The sequence below is a fragment of the Bacteroidota bacterium genome (assembly GCA_016183775.1).
Classification (GTDB): Bacteria; Bacteroidota; Bacteroidia; order JABDFU01; family JABDFU01; genus JABDFU01.
On record JACPDY010000048.1, the window covers coordinates 13065 to 30625 of the forward strand.

Here is a 17561-nt window from a genome sequence, read left to right on the forward strand (position 1 = left end):
TGCCTCAAAAACACTGCTTATCAAACACATGATCCTGCTGAATCCTCATACTCTGTCGTTCCACAAAGCGATTATAGCAACCCATAAAGTGGATAGGCAAACAAATAAAATCAAGTATTTTAGCGTGAACTAAAATTTGGTCGGCCAACAATGAAAAGAAATACTTTTCTTCTTACTTTTTTACCGTTTCTCATTCTTTGGGGCATTTGCACCAAAAATATGTATGCACAAGGCGGTAGACTTTGGGGAACCTATTATGGTGGATCTGAGTTTGATGATATCGGATTAAGCTGGAGCGCCGGCAAGTGTATTGCAGGTGATGCTGCCGGAAATGTTTACATAGCCGCAGAAACATCCAGTCCCAATAATATTGCGGCCGGTGGATTTTTGAATGTGTATACAGGCGGAGGTTGGTATGAAGGATTTGTTACAAAGTTTGATGCTGCAGGTAACCGTTTATGGGGCACTTATTATGGTGCGGGCTTTGCAAAGAACACGCAGGCAACTTCTGTTGCAGTTGATAATATTGGAAATGTTTATGCGGCGGGTTTTACAAATAACAACGCGAATATTTCATTAGGCGGATTTCAAAATGCTTTCGCAGGTGGTGGCACTGATGCCTTCTTAGTTAAGTTTGATGCGAATGGGAATCGCCTATGGGCCACTTATTACGGCGGACCGGGTGCCGACTGGGGATTGGGTGTAAGTACTGACCCCTTTGGAAATGTTTATTTAGCCGGCACTACAGCAAGTCTATCGGGAATTGCTTCAGGAGGATTTCTGAATGTCATTCCTCCGGGATGGGCACTAAACGCTTTTTTGGTAAAATTTGATCCGGCCGGGAACAGGCTATGGGCAACATATTATGGAAATTCAGCTTCTGAATATGGATGGGCAGTAGTTACTGATGCTTTTGGAAATGTATATTTAGGCGGCTATACGGCTTCCTTAGCTGGAATTGCATCGGGAGGATTTCAAAATGTACACGGAGGCAATCTTTTCGATGCGTTCCTGGTGAAATTTGATGCAGCAGGAAACAGGCTCTGGGCAACATATTATGGAGGCAATGCTGATGACCTGGGCAGAGATCTGGCGGTAGATCCTTTGGGAAATATTTACTTAAGTGGCTTAACACAAAGCAATGTCGGAATCGCATCAGGAGGTTTTCAAAACGCGATTGGAAATATTGCTACAAATGATGCATTCCTCGTAAAATTTGATCCGGCCGGAAATCGGTTATGGGCTACATACTACGGTGGGACAGGAATAGAAGACGGATGGGGTGTAACCTGTAATAATGCGGGCGATGTTTTTCTTTGCGGAGAAACAAGCAGTCTTGCAGGAATTGCATCGGGCGGCTTTCAAAATGTTTATGGCGGAGGCGCTACTGATGCATTTATGGTAAGATTTGACGCTTCCGGAAATCGTCTATGTGCCACTTACTATGGCGGTACCGGAGACGACCGGGGATTTAGTGTCCTTTCCAAAGCTGCTGGCGCCGCTTATTTATTCGGAAATACGAATGGGAATGATGGCATATCATCTGGCGGTTTTCAAAATATGTATGGAGGCGGATTCATGGATGTTTTTTTGACCAAACTCTCTGCCTGTAATATTATTTTAACTGCTACAATCGTTTCTACTGATGTATCATGCAAAGGAACGTGTAATGGGTTGGCCACAGTATCTTCCTCAGGAGGCACTGCTCCATTTACCTATTTATGGAATGATGGACAAACTGCACAAACTCCAACAGGTCTTTGCGCGGGAACATACACCGTAACTGTTTCCGATGATGGAAATAATACCGGTACGCAAACTGTAACTATTACTCAACCGGACAATGCACTAACATCTGGCCTTACTTCAGGTTTGATCAACTGCTACGGAGGAACTACAACCGCTATGGCTACCGCGGGCGGAGGCACACCTGTATATACTTATAACTGGAGCGCCGGGGTTACGGGTTCAGGGTTCCAGGTTTCAGGCTTGTTGGCAGGCAATTATACTGTAACTATAACTGATAGCAAGGGCTGCATCTCAACTTCTACCGCCTCAATAACTTCACCTCCTGCAATAGCCGGACAATTTACCAAAGGCACCGCCGGATGTACAGGTTGCGGTTGCAAAGAATGGATAATGGTAACTGCCACCGGTGGTACAAGTCCATATTCATACTTATGGACGGGTGGATATATCGAAAGGTATAAGAATCATCTTTGTCCCGGAACGTATACTATAAATGTCAAAGATAAAAACGGATGTAGTATAAATGTTAACCTGAGCGCACCGTAAAATAATTTGAAAATATGTTAATTTGATCCCGAGTGATCGGGAGATAATAAAACAAAAACGTATTTATGATCAATTGAAAACCCATACACCATGCACCAATACAATACTATAAAGCAGCTGTTGCCCCTTGCTGCGGTAGTAGTATTCATTGGCCACAGCCACGCCCAGTTCTCGACAAAAGCCCGAACTGACCTCAGCATTGGATCGGGAAACCTGCAAACCCGGAACCCACTTCGCGGCAATGGCCTGTGCTTCACCCCCAACAAAGGCCAGCTAACAGATACGGACGGAAAGCTGCGCCCCGATGTTTTATACAAAGGCGATGGCGCAGGAGCCGATATTTACTTACGCAAAACCGGCATTAGTTATGTCTACACCAATATGACCGAAGTAATGCACGAAGTTGATGAACAAATAGAAGATTTAATTAAAGCGGGAACAATAACCGAAGCCTATGAGAAAGAAAAGAAAGATGAATTACTGGAAATGGAAAGCATTAAACTTCATCGGGTTGATATGGATTTTGCAGGTTGTAATAGCAATATATCCGCTGTAAATGAAGACGAAGTCGATGGCTACCAAAATTTTTATTATGCCCACTGCCCGCAAGGTATATCCAAGGTAAAACAATATAACAAAATAACCTGCAAAAATATTTACAACAACATTGATGTAATTTATTATGCCTGCCCTGAGCAAAGCCGAAGGGGCAACAAAGACCATGGCCTAAAATACGACCTTATCGTACAACCCCATGCCGACCCAATCAAATACAACTTAAGTGGACGGGAGCTGAAAGTATATATCTCAATGGTGAAGGAAACTTAGTGATCAAAACCAGCATAAATGAGTTTTACGAATCCATTCCCAAAGTATATCAAAACATAAACGGGAAAATTGTAAACGTTAAAGCAGAATACGTATTAGAACCTGAAGTCTATAGTATACCGCTTCAAACCTCAAAACTAAAGACAAAAAACCTGAGACAAAAGACTTATAATGTAACTTTCAAATTTTCTACTTTCAACACAAATTATCGTCTAATCATCGATCCTAATACCTGGATAACTTATTATGGGGGAAATAATACTGAAGCAGGTAACTGCATAACAAATGACGCGTTGGGAAATGTTATTTTTACAGGTTATTCCAGATCAGGAAATTTTCCGAAATCTGTCGGAGCATTTCAAACAATTTTGAGTGATTCTTCTTTTGATGCATTTATTGTTAAATTAACTCCTGCTTGTGTGCGTCTTTGGGCGACCTTTTATGGTGGCACTGGTATTGAATCCGGAAGAGGTGTAATTACTGATGGATCCGATAATGTAATTGTTACAGGGTCTACCAGTTCGACAAATTTTCCCATAGGCTTATCAGGAACAAATTTAATTCATCAGGAATAAGACAATGGGGAACCTATTTAGGTGGAGGTATTAATGGACCCGCAACCGGTGGCAGCAATGACTATAATACCGGACTTGCATGTGATATAAATAGTAATATTATTGTCGGAGGAGATACTTACAGCATAAATTTCCCAAGCACAGTCTGTGCTTATCAACCTGGTTTCGCCGGTACAGAGGATCATTCATTAGCGCTTTTCGACCTACTGGTACACTTATATGTTCAGGCTATATTGGTATTGGCAATTCCACAAGCCCACATAACGAAACAACACCTGTTGGTGGATCCATAGCTGTATATGGTGGCTATGTATATTTGGTTGGTTTTTCAACATGTAATTTCCCCGTAACTCCCAATGCTTATCAGCAAACATGTGGTGGAGCTGAAGATGCAACAGTAGCCAAATTGTGTATCAATGCTTGCGGCCTGCCCAATAATGTAGCCAGTTTTGTAGCCAACCCAACAACAGGTTGTTCTAATACTCCTGTTTCCTTTAGTTTAACCAATACAACCTGTGATACCACCAACACTACTTATCTGTGGACATTTAATGGAAGTTTTCAGGGAACCTCCAACATACATAACCCCAAAGACATTACCTGGACTAATACCGGGACTTATGATGTATCAGTAAAAATTATGAGTCCCTGTGATACTATTTCAGTAACACAAGCTAATTACATTACAATTACTCCCTGTGGAATTACCGCTACTGCAGCCGGTTCAAGTATATGCCCGGGAGTTTGTGCAACTGCGATATCCTATGGTAGCGGTGGCACAAATCCTTACACCTATTCCTGGAGTACCGGTGATACGTCACAAAACATAAACCCTTGCCCAGTCTCAACCACCACTTACACGGTAACAATAAAAGATACCGGGGGAAATACAGCCACTTCAACAGTTGTAGTAACGGTTAATCCTGCGGTTACCGTAACAACTTCAGCAACAAATATAAATTGTAACGGAGGTACGGGATCAGCGTCCGCCTTAGGCGGAAGTGGTACTTCCCCGTATGCATATAACTGGAGCAACGGACAAACCGCGCAAACAGCTACAGGCCTTACTACAGGAAATTATACTGTAACAGCAACTGATAGCAAAGGCTGCACTGCTACTTCTACATCTGCAATAATTTCGCCTCCCACTCTTATGGGACAATTTACCAAAGGCACAGCCAGCTGTAGCAGTTGCGGTTGTAAAGAATGGATAATTGTAACTGCCACAGGCGGTACAAGCCCATATAACTATTCCTGGTCAGATGGCAATACAAATAGGTACAAGAATCATCTTTGCCCGGGAACATACACTATAAACATCACAGACAAAAATGGCTGCAACGCGGGTGTGGTCCTCACTGCACCTTAACAGATAAGCGGCTTTTCTTTAAGGCCTTCCCTCGCACAATCTCAGCGAATGATCGCCTTTCTATCTTGCTACCCAACCAGGAAATGAAATCGAAATATTCCATTGCCCTTTTTTCTTCCGGATCCTGGAAAATGTGCTCAACTTCCTTTTTAAAACTCCGGAACAGCTCTACTCTTTCCTTTTGTGAGCTTATTTTTGAAATTTTTTTATCAAGAAATACAAATAAGACTTGTTCAGTTTTATGAAAACGCTTTACCTTTTTCAGGTAGCGTGAAACTGAACGGACCTCACTTCCGGAGAATTCATTACCGTCCAACTCATATTGAATCAGTATTTTTAAAATACGTGACCGGCAATTTATGTCAATGCTTAAATTATTATTGCTTTCCCCCTCTATCGCATTAAGCCATATCAACGCCTGCTTATACTTTCCAATTCCGAAATTCATATATGCAAGATTATAATACAAACGGAAGATGTAATTTTTCTGAAAATTTTTTCCTTTAAGTTCAACTATCCATTGTTCAATAAACAACAGCCAATTTGTACTTTCATTAAATCTCCCGAAACCGGTAAATACGCGGAGTATATTATTATAATGCATAATAAAATGTTCCTCATTATCCGGTATAATCTCTTCCGGAACCTCCCTTATACTATTGATATACCGCAAGGTTTTTTCAAAAGTTGCATGTTTGATCAATATGCTGATTATATTGTTAGTTGTAAAAAGATAGTTTCTTATATATTGCCGTAACCGGCCGGGGTCGCTTTTTATAAAGCTGGTAAGATCCGTAAAGGATTTTAGACTTTCTTTGATCTTTTCTTTTATTAAAAAATAAATACCGTTCAGATGATAATAGATTATACGCGACCTGTCGGATAAAGCAGTTTCTCTTTTTTCAAGAAGAACATTATTACCTAATAGCTTATCGAATTTTTTGATGTCATTTTCGGATCTGGCAAATCCGACTTTTTCGCTTAAAATATAAGTTTCATAAGCTAATTTCCGGTATTGCTGGAAATTTGCCATTTCAGCAATTGCCCCGCTTTGCTTAAAGTAGACCCCCTCTAAATTTTCTTCCAGCCAATTTACATTTGCTATACCTTCCATATATCGCAACTGCATTTCAGAAGCTTCGATATAACCCGCATACAAATCATTATCCAATGCAAGTTTCTTCGCTTTGGTAATTATTTTATTGAATTGCTTCGATTGTTTTTTTAAGCATAAAAAATCTGCGTAATCCAGTAATTCCCTGACCTCACTTTGAAAAGTCTTTTTTGAATGAAAAACCCGCATGCTTTTTAATATCATTTCATAGAGGTAGTTTTTTGCTACATGAAGTTGCCTGGAAAATTTTTCTTTTGAAAACCGTTTTAGCAACGCTTCTTCATTATATTCCATTTGCTCATCAATAGCATCAAACAGTTTCAGGTATTTATTTTCCTCCCCGATCACATGGCGTTGAGCAAAAACAGTAAAGTATCTCTTCTCCGGACCAGTCAATGACTTTACCAGGTTAAAAAGCTCAGGCGATTTATCTCTTTTTCTGCTTTTCATTAGACGATTTATTTTATACAAAGTTAAAATAATACCCGATACTTAAAATCAGACTCCTACAAATAAGATATTTTTTGTTTGTATTTTGCTTTTTTTTGGCCCAACTTGCATATAATAAAAATGAAAAAGAAGACGCTCTTATCATTATTTGCAATTAAATCACAGGATCAAAAAAAATGAAAAAATCACCTCAATGAAAAGATTAGCGCTTATTATTTCGATTTTTTTTATGGGGCAATCAATGCAAGCGCAATTGACAGGTTCTAATTCAGAAAATCCTTCTTCAGACTGGACAAGGAATGACATTTTCCGGAATAATGTTTTTATAGAAAATAAGGGGCAGTTTGATAAAAAGGATAAGCGACCTGCATCAAAAATTTTATTTGGAGTATTCGACAACGGAATGCAAATATTTTTTACTTCAAAAGGCCTTACCTACCGCTATGACAAGGCGGAGATCCCTGAGAAAATGATCGAGGAAATTGAAAAGAAACGAGGACACAAAAATGAAGCTAATGAAGAGAAGGTGGAGAAGGAAATCGCAAAAAACATGAAAACAATTTCTTACACTGTAAATTTCGAATGGTTAGGTTCCAACCCGAATGTTAAGCTAGTTGCCGAAAACATGGTTTCCCAATACTACACTTACGGTGATGAAAAGAAATCATATAAGGCATCGGCATATAAAAAACTGATCTATAAAGGTCTGTATACTGGCATAGATGTGGAATATATTTTCCATGAGAAGGAAGGAGTAAAATATTCTATTCTCGTTCATCCTGGTGCCGATGTCTCAAAAGTTAAGATGAAGTATTCGGGTGCTGATAAAATAAAGAAAGACGAACTGGGAAACATACATCTTGTAATTGCATTAGGCGATATAATAGATCATGCCCCAATTACTTTTTATGAATCCGACAAAACTGAAATTGCTTCATCTTTTTCAGTAATAAATAAAACTGTTGGTTTTAATTTAAAGAATTATGATGACAAAAGCAGCATTGTTATAGACCCCTGGACAGTTGGCATTACAATGAACACATCCAATCAAATCCTTGAGGTTGAAAGAGACAATGCAGGTAATATTTATATTCTGGGAGGACCAGAAAATAGTGGTATTCCAATGCTTCTTAAAAAATATAATTCTGCCGGATCCTTACTTTGGACCTATACTCCGGTAACCGTAGGCTTTAGCGGAAGGTATGGTGATGACCTTAAAATAGATAAATCGGGTAATGTTTATATTTTGGCTGGATACGGAGCCCAACTATTTAAAGTAAATAGTTTGGGTATTCCAATATGGGCAAATGCTGCCTTGGGCGGAGGGAATCGCGAATTATACCGGCTACTTTTTGATTGTGATAATTCCAATCCTTTTGTCACATCAGGGGAAGATGGAGGAGCTCCAAATCAGGCCTTGTATATAAATCCCGGAACAGGGAACACTTCATCAACAGTTCAACCTATTTTTAATGGTGCTCCCAATCAAGATGATCTAAGAGATCTGGTATTGGCTCCGAATGGAAATTACTATGGTATAACTGTTGGAAATAATTTTTCTACGCCAAACAGTAGCAAATTTGGGTCTCTCACAGCTTTTTCTCCTTCCCTAAATAATTCGTGGTCACTTAATCACGGTTATCCACTGCTATATTGGACACACTATGGGAAATTTGCAAATCAAGCTGCAGCTATAGGACAGCCCGGATCAGTACACTTAATAGCAGTCAGTAAAAATTATATTTACACAACCAGTGGATCTGTTCTGAACAAAAGAAACTTAGCTAACGGAACCATAATTGGAAGCACTATTATTATACCCGGAGGCGTTTTAGCAACCAGTGCCAACGGTAATTCGGGAATTGTATTGGATACGTGTGAGAATATATATGTATCATCCGGTGCTGGAGTATATAAATACGATTCAAACTTAAATTTCATTGCTTCAGCGACCACTCCGGGAGCAGTATATGATATTTGTTTGGGAATTACCGGAGAAGTAATTGCCTGTGGTGATGGCTTTCTTTCATCATTAAATTTATCGGCATGTGTCGCTGCTCCTTTAAATGTTTCCGCACTTGCAACTCCATCCGGAAATTGTAACAATGGCAATGTTGGTACTGTTACCGCCCTCCCAACAGGTGGTAATCCTTCCTACAATTATTACTGGATACCGGGAGGACAAACAACAAAAACAGTGACCGGTTTAGGTGCAGGCACTTACAGTGTTATTGTTGCCGATATGAACTGCAATAAAGATACAGCCATAGTTACAGTTTCATCTTCGGGAGCATTGATTACATCAATAACGCAAACAAATTTGCAGTGCTATGGCGCAAGTAATGGATCCACTGCAGTTACCGCTACAAATGGAACTCCCTCTTATACTTATTTGTGGTCAACCGGAAACACCGGAGCAGCAATTACAGGATTAAGTGCCGGCACATACATTGTTACCGTTACAGATGCTAATGCCTGCAGCTCTGTAAAACAAGTCAGTATTTCCCAACCTTCCCAAATGACTGTTGCTATTACAACTCTTGCTACAACTTGCAATAGTGCGACTGGAAATGCCACCGTTACTGTATCCGGATCATCCGGACCGTATACATATTTATGGGCTACAGGTAGTACATCCATTTATGCAAATAGATGTGGTACTTTTAATGCTGGCTGTCAAGGAATAATATCAGGAACATATACTGTTACTATAAGAGATTCGAATGGTTGTACCCAAACATCTACGGCTACTGTACCTTCCTCCACGAACCCAGCTGACCCCTCCTTCACCCAATCACCAAGTGGAACTATTTGCATCGGAACTACAGTAAACTTTATTAATACAGGTTCAACAGGCACATATAGCTGGACTATAACTCCGGCAAATGTAAGCGGTACAACAACAGATTTTTCCTACACTTTTTTAACAGCGGGTACATATAATGTACGACATACGGTTACAAATGGAGGATGTACGAATGCTTTAACAAGTCCTATTACAATAATTAACTGCACCGGTCCCATTGTAACTGCCACCGGCAGTTCAGTTTGCCTGGGCAGTTGTGCCACAGTTACCTCCTATGGCAGCGGTGGTGCCAACCCATATATTTATTCATGGAACAATGGAGCAACTACGCAAAACATAAGTCCTTGTCCTGCATCCACCACAACCTATACTGTAACAATAAAAGATACCGGGGGAAACACAGCCACTTCAACAGCAGTAGTAACAGTTAATCCTGCGGTTACCGTAACAATTTCAGCAACAAATATAAATTGTAACGGAGGTACGGGATCAGCGTCCGCCCAAGGTGGAAGCGGCACCTCACCTTACGTGTATAACTGGAGCAATGGGCAAGCCACCCAAACAATCACAGGTCTTGCTGCGGGCAATTATACTGTAACAGTTACTGATGCAAAAAGCTGTACTACCGCGACGAATGCTCTTATAATTTCACCACCATCATTGTTAGGACAATTTACCAAAGGTACTGCCAACTGCACAGGTTGTGGCTGTAAAGAATGGATAATGATAACTGCCTCAGGAGGCACAGACCCATACAGCTACTCCTGGCCCACCTCAGCCGGACATGATAAAAGGTACTTAAATCATCTTTGCCCCGGAACCTACACTATAAATATTAAAGACAAAAATGGTTGTGGCGTAACTGTCAACCTTACTGCTCCCTGACATTTGCAGGCGTAATGGGGATGACATTATTCAGAATCTCATCATCAACCATATTTGCCAACGTCACCTTCAACTTTTTTTCACGGTTCATTGCTCTCTGAATTGCAAAAATAGCTTCCTTGTTGCGGGCCCAGCTCCTGCGGGCAATACCATTATTCACATCCCAGAATAGCATTGATCTTAACCTGCGGTCGGCCTCCTTTGTTCCATCAAGCACCAAACCAAATCCGCCGTTGATCACTTCGCCCCATCCTACTCCACCTCCATTATGCAATGATATCCAGGTAGCACCCCGAAAGGCATCCCCTACAAAATTATGCACTGCCATGTCGGCTGTAAACTGTGAGCCGTCATAAATGTTTGATGTTTCACGATATGGAGAATCTGTCCCCGACACATCGTGGTGATCGCGGCCCAACACGACAGGTGCCGATATTTTTTTTTGCCTGATTGCTTTATTGAATGCTTCCGCAATTTTTATCCTGCCTTCAGAATCCGCATACAATATACGCGCCTGCGAACCTACAACCATTTTATTCTTCTGCGCATCTTTTATCCATCGCAGATTATCGGCCAATTGCTGCCTGACCTCTTTAGGCGCTGTTTTATATATTTTTTCCAGTACCTGCGCTGCAAGTTTATCTGTAATAGCGAGGTCTTTAGAGTCGGCGGATGTACACACCCAACGGAAAGGACCAAAACCGTAATCGAAACACATGGGGCCTAAAATATCCTGTATGTAGGAGGGGTAACGGAAGGTCCTTTTATTAGCTATGGTGAAAACATCAGCGCCAGCCCTGCCAGCCTCTAATAAGAATGCATTCCCGTAGTCAAAAAAGTACATACCGCCTTCAGTCATTCTATTTATTGCCACAACATGACGAACTAATGTTTGCTGAACTTCTTTTCTGAACTGCTCTGGTCGATCAGCCATCATGCGTTTGGATTCCTCCAATGATAATCCTGCAGGATAATAACCTCCAGAAAAAGGATTATGCAATGAGGTTTGATCTGACCCTAACTCCACTTTTATTTTTTTCTCAACTAATTTTTCCCACAGATCCACTACGTTGCCCTGGTAAGCCAGTGATACCGCTTCCTTTTTATTACGTGCGATCTCTATCCTATCAATTAACTTATCAAGATCTTCAAAAACTTCATCCACCCATCCCTGTTCATGACGCTTGCTGGTTGCCTGAGGATTCACCTCCGCAATAATGCCAATAGCTCCTGCTATCTTAGCCGCTTTTGGCTGCGCGCCGCTCATGCCGCCTAAACCCGAACTCACAAATACCATCCCCGAAAGATCACTTTTGCCTTTCAAAAATTTACGGCCGGCATTTAAAATGGTTATGGTAGTGCCATGAACTATGCCCTGCGGCCCAATATACATGAATGATCCGGCAGTCATTTGTCCGTACTGTGTTACACCCAAAGCATTAAAACGTTCCCAATCATCTGGTTTACTGTAATTCGGTATCATCATCCCATTTGTAACAACCACACGCGGGGCTTCTTTGTGCGAAGGAAAGAGTCCCATCGGATGACCTGAATAAAGCGCAAGTGTTTGTTCATCGGTCATTTCCGCCAGGTACTTCATCGTGAGCAGATACTGGGCCCAATTCTGAAATACCGCGCCATTACCCCCATAAGTGATCAATTCATGCGGATGCTGGGCAACTGCATGATCGAGATTATTACTAAGCATGTGCATAATCGCTCCTGCCTGCTTCGACCTGTAGGGATATTCCTTTAAAGGACGGGCGTAAATTTTGTAATCGGGACGAAAACGGTACATGTAGATGCGTCCATAAGTATTCAACTCCTCTGCAAATTCCTTTGCTAAAATTGCGTGGTGCTTTTTATCGAAATAACGCAGGGCGTTTTTAAGCGCAAGTTTTTTTTCTTCGGCATTTAAAATGTCCTTACGTTTGGGCGCATGATTAATGCTGTGGTCATACGGTTTTGGAATTGGCAATCCTGTAGGGATACCCTGCAATACCAATTTTTTAAATCCCTTTTCATCCATGTCCTGATCTTATTTGACCGTTAAGATATTGAATACGTTGCATACAACAAAAAGGCCACCGATTTGTTTATCAGCAGCCCTTAAAATTTTCTATCAGAAATACAAATATTACTCTACTTGGATCAATCTTTGGGTGGAAGGAACCCCATTGATAACCGACCTAAGGAAGTAAATGCCTTTGCCTGAAACATTCAGATCATACATATATTTTCCGGCTTGCAGGGATCTGTTTTCCAATTCCGAAATCTGCTGGCCCAATGCATTACACAATACGATTTGAACAGTTGAGTTTTCTGTTAATTCAAGTCCAATACCGGTTTTCAAGTTGAATGGATTGGGATAAATCTTCAATATATTATTCTCCTTAGCATAAGTCCCAATGCCAGTAATAGTTTTTTGCCCGGTTAAAATTTGCTGATCAGCCACTGTATTATATGCATAGTCCCTGATAGTTATTTTTGAAAAATTTTTAGGAGTATTTAATCTCGCCCAACCATAATGCCATTTACCTGATATTTTTATCCGAAGTCCTACGTAAAAATCGTTACTTCCTCCACTATAAACAATTTGTGCAGAATTGCTGGAATTAAAAACAGAACAGACCCAGGTACCATTAAACGGTGGCGATTTTAAGACAATATTCTCGGTTGTCAGTTGAAAAACTTCATTACCGGAAAAAATCAATATTTGCGTATTAGTGTCTTTACAATAAATTTCAACAGCCATGAATGTTGAATCGGGTCGAAAATGCCGGATCTCAAAATCTTTAGTTCCATCGTTATTCAAATCCAAAAAATAGTTGTAATGTCCGACACCCTTGCTGGCATCCACAATAGTATCAGGATTTATGTCAGTATAAACTATCTGAGATTGGATAGTATGCATGCCAAGGATTAAAAAACTAATGGCAAAAATTCTGGTTAGAAGTAAAGTCTTTTTCATGGTTTAAGAATTTACTTCAAATGTAAATCAACAGACTTAAGTATATCCAATATTTTTAGAATTCGATGGATCCGAATTAGAATTTGAAGGATTTAAAATAGAGTTGCAAGGAAATTAATCTTTACAGAGATTTAAGAAGCTCTTGTAGTCTATCTCTTTTTCTCTGGGCTACAGGCAGATTTGTTCCATCGGACATGACCACATAACCACCTTCACTTTTGATATACGATTTAAGGTAAGAAAGATTGATTAAATGAGATTGATGTATACGTTCAAAACCATGTTGAGAAAGCAATTCTTCATATTCCTTTAATGTCTTTGAAATCAAAATTGGCTTATGCCCTTTGATAAAGAAATTGGTGTAGTTATCTTGCGACTCACAACGAATAACATCATTTACATCAAACAGATGAATGCCGGTTGAAGTTGACAATGCAATACGCTTAAAATTGTCAACCTTTTTGCGGATATTTTCGAGTAACAGATCCAAATGCTCGAATGAATTACTTTTTTCTATGAATGATTTAACTTTACTCACTGCATTTTGCAAATCAACCGGGTCAATAGGTTTTAGAAGGTAATCCAAAGCACTGAATTTAAATGCCTTCACAGCATATTCCTCATGAGCTGTTATAAAAATAAGATGTGAATTTATTTTACGATTGCTTTTTGTCAGTTGTTCCAAAATATCAAATCCTGTTCCATCATTAAGCCGGATATCTAAAAAAATGACCTGGGGATTTAATTTGCTGACCGCTTCTATTCCGGTCTTTACACTTTCTGCTTCTCCGATAATAGTTATCTCAGGAGTATACTTTGCCAAAAGACTTTTCAAACCCTTTCTTAAATTCCCGTCATCATCAATAAGCAATGCAGTTATCATTATACTCTGATTTTTATGTCTGAAATAAATTGAACAGGCAGATTGATCATAACTTTAGTACCGGACAATTCATTGTTTTTATCCATCATATCTTCCATACGAACATTTGCAGACATTGAAGTTACTGACTCCATGATCTCCAATCTCTTTTTTGTTATTTCCAAAGCCATTGATTTATGCATAGTAACAGATCCTTCTTTAGCCTCCTTTGACTTCTCCAACCCAATCCCATTATCTACAATCAAACATATAAGGTTATCATTTTCTATGTTAAAATGAACTTCTATCCTGCCTTTTCCGGGCTTGGGAACAATACCATGTAAAATTGCATTTTCAACAAATGGTTGAATTAGCAAAGGCGGTAAGGCCATATCATCTTCCACGAGAGCGCTTTTCTTAATTTCGAAATCAAACTTATCGTTAAAACGCAATTGCTCCAGTTCAAGATAATTTTGAAGGCTTTCCATTTCTTTATCAATAGGGATAAGTGATGCTTTAGAATACTCAAGCGTTAAACGCATTAACTTTGAAAACTTGGCCAGGTAACGGATAGCCGAATCAGTACCATTTTGCGCAATGAAACTGGAAATGGACCCAAGACAATTAAAAACAAAGTGAGGGTTCATTTGAAGATGCAGGGCTTTCTGCTCATATTCAACCAGGTCCTTTTGAAGCGTTAACCGACGCTTTACCTGCCAACGGTTATAGATTACAAATACTAACCCTGAAAATAACAGCACTCCGGAGATTAAAAATGTCGACAATTGTTTTTGGCGTTTTGCACTTTCCAAATACAACGCTTCTTTTTTATCCTGTTCGGCCTTTTCCAGTGCCTGCTTTTTTTCAAATTCGTAGTTCATCTCTACACGCACAATTTTTTTTGCATTCTCGGTATTGAAACTGCTATCCCTCGCAATAATATACTTTTTGTAATGATCCAATGCATTCACTCCATCATGCATTTGTTCATATATTTTACTAAGGGACTCCTCGGCTAAACGAATAAGTTTAAACGATCCAATTTTTTTCCCTAATTGTAATGCCGAATCCTGGTACGACAGAGCTTCTTTAAATTTTTTTTGTTTAAAATAAACGTTTCCAATACCAGTTGAAGAACCTGAAACAAGAAAGTCATCCTTAATTTCTCTCGAAATTTTTAAACCCTCCAAATAATATTCCAATGCCTTATTGTATTGACCCTGATCAAAGTAGCAATCTCCAATATTAAGTATTGATACAGCGATCTTATCATTGTCTCCAAGCTCTCTATTTAACCTTAATGATCTCAGAAAATACTTCAATCCCTTCTCATAATTTAATTTATTGGTATAAACCGTTCCAATACCATTGAGTGACGTAGCTTGGCCCCTTTTGTCATTATTCTTATTGGATATATTTAATGATTTATTATAATATTCCAATGCTTTTGAATTGTCATGCTGAAAAAAATAAACGTTACCTATACTATTGAATAAAGGCGCAATTGTACTGCTGTTGTTAGTTTCCTCCAGTATTTGTAATGCATTAAAAAACTGTTGTAATGCCTTTGAATAAAATGCTTCTCCAAGGTATGTCCAACCTGTATAGTGATAGGAAGTAGCCAATTGCTTCTGAATAATTTTCCTGTTCGCGTTTTCGGGGGAAAGGAGTTGCTTATAAATATTTTGAGCATTCGTAAGATTTTTCAGCGAAGCTGAAAAATTGTGGGAGTTTGTATTAGCCCAGCCAATGTTCAAATATGCATCTGCTTCTCCCAATTGGTAATTAATCCTTGTCGAAAGAACGAGCGCCTGTCTTGCATAAAAAATTGCAGAATCCGGTTTGCCCCTGGTAAATTTATCCGATATGACATTCAGAATATTTATTTTTTCAGTATCTTCTTTAGCAATTTTTAAACCACTTAACAAACTATCAATTACTCGATTTTGCGAGAACGAGATATTGGTACACAATAGAATCATTAAAAGTGAAGAAGTGAAATTATATGGAAATATATTTTTCAAAATTGTGCGGTTAACCTGATTTATGATTTACTTTGAGGCTTATCAATTCGTCCTGTTTTTTTATTGAACCCATAAGGACAATGCTTACAACCATTCTGGCAACAGTAGCCCCGCTTTAATAAATATTTTTCCGTGAAAACCACATAACCTTCTTCGCTGTAATAAAAGTCATCCGGTTCAAGTTCAGGTTTATTTGAAAACTCATTCATCCTGATCAAAATTAGGTATTTTTGAGATATGTCAACGGTAAACGAACAACCACCGATAATTAAACTTAATGACCCCATACTTAATAAACAAGGTGCGGAATTATTTGTCTGCAAATTATACCTGACACACCCCACAATCAGCGGCAACAAATGGTTCAAGTTAAAATATAATTTACAGGAAGCAAAACGACTGGGACTTAACACCATTTTAACATTTGGAGGAGCCTATTCCAATCATATTCATGCTACTGCCGCTGCATGTAAAGAATATGGGTTAAAATCGATCGGAATAATAAGAGGAGAAAGAAGCAATCCGCTTAATTCAACATTAACCTTCGCTGAAAGTTGCGGCATGCAATTGTATTTTATTGACAGGGGGGTCTACAGGAACAAAAATACTGATGCCTTTATTGAAAAGCTTAAGACAGAATTTGGCGCATTTTATCTTGTGCCGGAAGGAGGCTCAAACTTATTGGGAGTTACAGGATGTGTTGAAATAATGGGGAACGTGAAAGCGGCGAGGGACGAGGGGCAAAGGACAATTGAAGATTTTAATTATGTGTGTTGCGCTTGTGGTACCGGGGCTACATTGGCGGGAATCACACTATCATTAAAGCCGCACCAAAAAGCCCTTGGCTTTTCAGTATTAAAGGGCGGAGAGTTTTTGAAAGAGGGTGTGCAGCTATTTATAGATGAATACAATAAAAATACTCCACGGCTCTCGGGATTAATCCCTTCAACAAGTGAGTACGGGATCGAAACCAACTACCACTTTGGCGGCTATGCAAAAGTCACCCCTCAACTATTTGAGTTTGCATCAAACTTTGAAAAGCAACACAACATTCCTCTCGATTATGTTTATACTTCCAAAATGTTTTTCGGACTATTTGATCTGATAAAAAAAGGCTATTTTAATAAAGGCTCCCGCATAATTGCCATACACACCGGCGGACTGCAAGGCAATAAAGGCTTTCAAAAATAAATCTGGAATTTTAACAAATGACTGTCAATCATCCTATCCAACCCATTCATCTGATTTCCTTTTTTCCTTTGCAACACAAACTCAAAAAACAGGCTTAATAACACTGTGTTGTTAAAAATTTTAGAATTAAAACGTCCTGATCCCCTCAACTTTATTCTAATTTCATATCTTAGTTATTTGTGACCTATTTT

The 17561-nt window shown here is 39.3% G+C and carries 12 protein-coding genes; 6 read left to right on the forward strand and 6 right to left on the reverse strand.

Going from position 1 to position 17561, the window contains the following annotated elements; genetic code table 11:
• The first annotated feature begins 150 nt into the window (after window positions 1–150).
• The 4 genes from HYU69_06355 to HYU69_06370 all read left to right on the forward strand — a co-directional run bounded on the left by HYU69_06355 (window position 151) and on the right by HYU69_06370 (window position 5067).
• On the forward strand, window positions 151–2295 hold the full coding sequence (locus HYU69_06355; protein MBI2269967.1) for an SBBP repeat-containing protein: 2145 nt from the start codon (window positions 151–153) through the stop codon (window positions 2293–2295).
• A gap of 90 nt (window positions 2296–2385) precedes the next feature.
• The gene (locus HYU69_06360) at window positions 2386–3123 is read left to right on the forward strand and encodes a hypothetical protein (GenBank protein MBI2269968.1); all 738 of its coding nucleotides are present in this window, start codon (window positions 2386–2388) and stop codon (window positions 3121–3123) included.
• Window positions 3123–3698, forward strand: coding sequence for a hypothetical protein (locus tag HYU69_06365; protein ID MBI2269969.1), 576 nt, complete (start codon window positions 3123–3125; stop codon window positions 3696–3698). The genes HYU69_06360 and HYU69_06365 overlap by 1 nt, the downstream gene beginning before the upstream one ends.
• Before the next feature lie 316 nt (window positions 3699–4014).
• A complete protein-coding gene (locus HYU69_06370; protein ID MBI2269970.1) occupies window positions 4015–5067 on the forward strand; it encodes a PKD domain-containing protein in 1053 nt (350 codons plus the stop codon).
• Here the strand turns inward: HYU69_06370 and HYU69_06375 are convergent.
• The gene (locus tag HYU69_06375) at window positions 5054–6631 is read right to left on the reverse strand and encodes a hypothetical protein (GenBank protein ID MBI2269971.1); all 1578 of its coding nucleotides are present in this window, start codon (window positions 6629–6631) and stop codon (window positions 5054–5056) included. The two genes, HYU69_06370 and HYU69_06375, sit on opposite strands and share 14 nt — an antisense overlap.
• 193 nt (window positions 6632–6824) lie before the next feature.
• On the opposite strand from HYU69_06375, the gene HYU69_06380 reads away from it, so the two are divergent.
• Entirely contained in the window at window positions 6825–10322 is a 3498-nt protein-coding gene (locus HYU69_06380; protein MBI2269972.1) for a hypothetical protein, read from the forward strand.
• Here the strand turns inward: HYU69_06380 and HYU69_06385 are convergent.
• From HYU69_06385 to HYU69_06405, 5 genes are all read right to left on the reverse strand, one after another.
• Entirely contained in the window at window positions 10309–12351 is a 2043-nt protein-coding gene (locus HYU69_06385; protein MBI2269973.1) for a urocanate hydratase, read from the reverse strand. The genes HYU69_06380 and HYU69_06385 overlap by 14 nt on opposite strands.
• A gap of 108 nt (window positions 12352–12459) precedes the next feature.
• On the reverse strand, window positions 12460–13293 hold the full coding sequence (locus HYU69_06390; protein ID MBI2269974.1) for a T9SS type A sorting domain-containing protein: 834 nt from the start codon (window positions 13291–13293) through the stop codon (window positions 12460–12462).
• A gap of 121 nt (window positions 13294–13414) precedes the next feature.
• Entirely contained in the window at window positions 13415–14176 is a 762-nt protein-coding gene (locus HYU69_06395; protein ID MBI2269975.1) for a response regulator transcription factor, read from the reverse strand.
• Window positions 14176–16179 (reverse strand): tetratricopeptide repeat protein, encoded by a 2004-nt coding sequence (locus HYU69_06400; GenBank protein ID MBI2269976.1) that lies wholly within the window; start codon window positions 16177–16179, stop codon window positions 14176–14178. The genes HYU69_06395 and HYU69_06400 overlap by 1 nt, the downstream gene beginning before the upstream one ends.
• A 20-nt stretch (window positions 16180–16199) precedes the next feature.
• A complete protein-coding gene (locus HYU69_06405) occupies window positions 16200–16388 on the reverse strand; it encodes a hypothetical protein (GenBank protein ID MBI2269977.1) in 189 nt (62 codons plus the stop codon).
• A gap of 28 nt (window positions 16389–16416) precedes the next feature.
• Between HYU69_06405 and HYU69_06410 the strand changes: the two genes are divergently transcribed.
• The gene (locus HYU69_06410) at window positions 16417–17370 is read left to right on the forward strand and encodes a 1-aminocyclopropane-1-carboxylate deaminase/D-cysteine desulfhydrase (protein ID MBI2269978.1); all 954 of its coding nucleotides are present in this window, start codon (window positions 16417–16419) and stop codon (window positions 17368–17370) included.
• The last annotated feature ends 191 nt before the right edge of the window (window positions 17371–17561 follow it).

What these genes read in the sequence shown, in the direction of transcription:
- HYU69_06410 (MBI2269978.1), top strand. Translation starts at nt 16,417, where the DNA reads ATGTCAACGGTAAACGAACAACCACCGATAATTAAACTTAATGACCCC.
- HYU69_06355 (MBI2269967.1), top strand. Translation starts at nt 151, where the DNA reads ATGAAAAGAAATACTTTTCTTCTTACTTTTTTACCGTTTCTCATTCTT.
- HYU69_06360 (MBI2269968.1), top strand. Translation starts at nt 2,386, where the DNA reads ATGCACCAATACAATACTATAAAGCAGCTGTTGCCCCTTGCTGCGGTA.
- HYU69_06405 (MBI2269977.1), bottom strand. Translation starts at nt 16,388, where the DNA reads ATGAATGAGTTTTCAAATAAACCTGAACTTGAACCGGATGACTTTTAT.
- HYU69_06385 (MBI2269973.1), bottom strand. Translation starts at nt 12,351, where the DNA reads ATGGATGAAAAGGGATTTAAAAAATTGGTATTGCAGGGTATCCCTACA.
- HYU69_06380 (MBI2269972.1), top strand. Translation starts at nt 6,825, where the DNA reads ATGAAAAGATTAGCGCTTATTATTTCGATTTTTTTTATGGGGCAATCA.
- HYU69_06395 (MBI2269975.1), bottom strand. Translation starts at nt 14,176, where the DNA reads ATGATAACTGCATTGCTTATTGATGATGACGGGAATTTAAGAAAGGGT.
- HYU69_06390 (MBI2269974.1), bottom strand. Translation starts at nt 13,293, where the DNA reads ATGAAAAAGACTTTACTTCTAACCAGAATTTTTGCCATTAGTTTTTTA.
- HYU69_06375 (MBI2269971.1), bottom strand. Translation starts at nt 6,631, where the DNA reads ATGAAAAGCAGAAAAAGAGATAAATCGCCTGAGCTTTTTAACCTGGTA.